This window comes from Bacillus sp. P14.5, assembly GCF_003316765.1.
GTDB lineage: Bacteria > Bacillota > Bacilli > Bacillales > Bacillaceae_B > Rossellomorea.
The window spans coordinates 1-2,736 of sequence record NZ_NIJF01000010.1 but is presented as its reverse complement, the minus strand read 5'-3'; the positions used below and the strand labels follow the sequence as shown (position 1 = coordinate 2,736).

Genomic DNA, 2,736 nt, shown 5'->3' with positions numbered 1-2,736 from the left:
GACGGATTGGTATCCGTACATATAGGCCACGTCCGTGACCGATTTGCCATGAATCAAGTCCTTATTCGCTTCGGATAATCGACGATTTCGGATGTATTCATTGAGCGTCATCCCGGCCATGTACGAAAACATGCGTCGAAAATGATAGTCGGATACCCCGACGATGCGGGTGATGTCCTGACTCGTGATGTCTTCTGTTAAATGTTGATCGATGTGGTCCATCAATCGGTTCAATGATTCAAGCATCTGCATTCCCTCCTTTCTGCATTCATCATACTTCGAACATCGTAAGGCGACTCGATGATTTTGAGACGGATGTCATCGGATAGCAGACATCACTGGTTGTAGCCGATGAACACCGTGAACAGGATCAGGATGACCGACGACGTCATGAAGAGGAATGCAAGCGAGCTCGCGAACACGAGAAATGCTTTGGAGAAGTGAAGACGTCGTTTCCAAATCCCGATGACAAACACCACGTTCAGCATGAGAAACAGTGCGAGCAACAGTAGCGGGAGGGCCCGGTCCTGCATCAATATAAGTAAGTCCATAACTAATTCCCTTTCTTTGCTGGTTTGTTAACAATGAAATCAGTGATGCTCGGTAAAGACGAGATACCAACAGTCGTGTCCTTGCCAGACGCGTATCGTCCAACAAGATCCGTTCGGAAAGTCGTCAAGAGAAAACGCATGATCAAAGGTGATCTGGTGTTTGAATGTCTTGTCCCACAATGTCTGTAGTTGGTCGAGTGGCTGTTCTTCTAACTGGATCCGCCGCGAAGAATGGTGTCGGGTGATCAAACACTTGATGGCCTCAGGACCAAACACCAACCGTTCGATGAACTCCAAAGTAAGCGGTTCAACTATCTCGTGTTCCGAGACAAGCAAATTCCCTTGATAAAGTTGTTCATTATTATTGTCGATATGAAACGGTGATAAGGTCAATGTGATGGTCCTTTCATTTGAACATTTTATAAATCAGGTTAGTTATCCTAATCCCTCCTATAATGAACGAGAATGGTAACGCATATCGTTTGTGATCAAGGAGGAAACAATCATGAAGAAACTACTTCGCGCGACCATCGCCGGCATCGCGTTGTTCACGCTCAGTGTCGCGCCGTCAGAAACCGTGGACGCCGCACCTAAAAAATTTAAGAATTGCACAGAACTGAATAAGACGTACAAGGGCGGGGTCGCCAAGACGAAGACGACGAAAAACAAAGGCGGCAAGACGAAGTACAAGCCGTATGTCAGCGCCACGCTGTATGAAGCAAACAAATCGAAAGACCGCGACAAAGACTTTATCGCCTGCGAACGCTAAGAGATGAGAGGACAGCGGTCCTCCGTCTCTTTTTTAGTCATTAAAGCGGTACGATATATCCCCTTCAGTATCGTAGCCAGTGATCGACTCAATCGACTCGATTTGGTCGACGAGCACGAACCAGACATCATTCCCGGCCTTCGTCTTCAACAGCTCCGGTTCGAACCGTTCCCCGTTCAACTCGACGACGACCCGGCTCGTCTCGCCGTGGTTCATCCCGTAAAGGATGTCGTATGGGGCACATGCTGACGTATCTCCGCACGATTGGTCGAAAGTCGACCACGTGAGACCTTCCTCGGACAGCGATTCAGATGTAATCGACTGAACCCGGTCGTCGACAGTAAGTTCAAGTCCTATGCCTTGCGCCACCGGTTCTTCACTCCATTCCTCGACGATGTAACTGTTCATGAAAAAGCGAAGACTCATGTCACGGTCATCGAGGGGGTAGGTGAGAATCGGTTCCGCTCCTTCGGGCAGCTGTAGCTGCTTCGTCGAATCAAATGCCCAGGCAACTCCGGATGATACCAACAACATGAACACGAGAATGAGGACAATCTTTTGCTGACGGTTCATCAGAGACCGCTCGCTTTCTCAGTTTGTAAGAACTGTCGCACTTGTTCGATCGGGAACGCAGGATTCCAATGGACGAAGTGGCCGCCTGTCATTCTTATGTAAGTGATCGGCAGCTCATGTCGTTGCAGGTCCATAATGGCTGACTTCGTAAATTGGGCTTCTTTGTTGTCTAGTCCGAAAAAATCGCCATAGAAGAGCAAGGTCGGGACTTGCAGTGAACGCATGAGCTGCGGCATGTCAAGCTGATAAAAGCCGAACAACAGATTCAATCCGCCTCGCCCGAGCTTAGCCGGGGCGTCCAACGCACGTCGGATTTCGTCTCGTCCAAGAAGACCTGTCTGCGCACAAAATGTCTGAAATTGCGCCTCTGTAATAGGGGATGACACGTTGTCCGAAATGACTTTCGTCCCCAGTTTCTGAACGAGCCTCGGTCCGAGAAGATGATAGAGTCCGCTCAAGAGCGGGACGGCCAAGCCGAACACCCCATACTCTCTCAACGGAACGCGCGGGAACGTCTTATGCCCTTGGTCGAGCAAGACGAGCCGCTCCACGTGCTCGGGATAATGCGTGGCGAAAGCGAGAGCGATCGCACCTCCAAGTGAATGCGCGATCACATGGACGGGTCCGAGTCGATGTGTGACGACGTAGTCGTTGACCCAATCCGCCAACTGTTCGGACGTCACGGCCTGCTTAATCCCTTCACTTCGCCCGAACCCTGGCAAATCCAGCAAATGCACCTCGAAGTCGTCGCATAGCACCTCAGCGAGTGAACGGCCTTCTTCTCCGGTGAATCCTCCAGCCGGTAAAAATATAACGGGTGTCCCGCTTCCCATCACTTCTGCA

The 2,736-nt window shown here is 50.3% G+C and carries 5 protein-coding genes; 1 reads left to right on the top strand and 4 read right to left on the bottom strand.

All coding sequences use genetic code 11. From position 1 onward, the window contains the following. Positions 1–246 (bottom strand): helix-turn-helix transcriptional regulator (locus tag B9Z54_RS00810; protein ID WP_162785035.1); only part of this gene is annotated, 246 nt, incomplete at its 3' end. 89 nt (positions 247–335) lie between these two features. After that, entirely contained in the window at positions 336–551 is a 216-nt protein-coding gene (locus B9Z54_RS00805) for a hypothetical protein (RefSeq protein ID WP_113926646.1), read from the bottom strand. Between the two features lie 505 nt (positions 552–1,056). Between B9Z54_RS00805 and B9Z54_RS00800 the strand changes: the two genes are divergently transcribed. Beyond that, positions 1,057–1,320 carry an excalibur calcium-binding domain-containing protein gene (locus tag B9Z54_RS00800; RefSeq protein WP_113926645.1) on the top strand — a complete coding sequence of 88 codons (264 nt, stop codon included), beginning with the start codon at positions 1,057–1,059 and terminating at the stop codon, positions 1,318–1,320. A 33-nt stretch (positions 1,321–1,353) separates the two neighbouring features. On the opposite strand, the gene B9Z54_RS00795 is transcribed toward B9Z54_RS00800, so the two are convergent. Together B9Z54_RS00795 and B9Z54_RS00790 are read right to left on the bottom strand one after the other, a co-directional pair. After that, positions 1,354–1,893 (bottom strand): hypothetical protein, encoded by a 540-nt coding sequence (locus B9Z54_RS00795; RefSeq protein WP_113926644.1) that lies wholly within the window; start codon positions 1,891–1,893, stop codon positions 1,354–1,356. After that, positions 1,893–2,726, bottom strand: coding sequence for an alpha/beta fold hydrolase (locus B9Z54_RS00790; RefSeq protein ID WP_240189749.1), 834 nt, complete (start codon positions 2,724–2,726; stop codon positions 1,893–1,895). Before B9Z54_RS00790 ends, B9Z54_RS00795 begins: the two co-directional genes overlap by 1 nt. Positions 2,727–2,736 lie beyond the last annotated feature (10 nt).

Bases quoted from the DNA above. Each gene is read 5' to 3' on its own strand.
- B9Z54_RS00790 (WP_240189749.1), bottom strand. From the start codon at position 2,726: ATGGGAAGCGGGACACCCGTTATATTTTTACCGGCTGGAGGATTCACC.
- B9Z54_RS00795 (WP_113926644.1), bottom strand. From the start codon at position 1,893: ATGAACCGTCAGCAAAAGATTGTCCTCATTCTCGTGTTCATGTTGTTG.
- B9Z54_RS00800 (WP_113926645.1), top strand. From the start codon at position 1,057: ATGAAGAAACTACTTCGCGCGACCATCGCCGGCATCGCGTTGTTCACG.
- B9Z54_RS00805 (WP_113926646.1), bottom strand. From the start codon at position 551: ATGGACTTACTTATATTGATGCAGGACCGGGCCCTCCCGCTACTGTTG.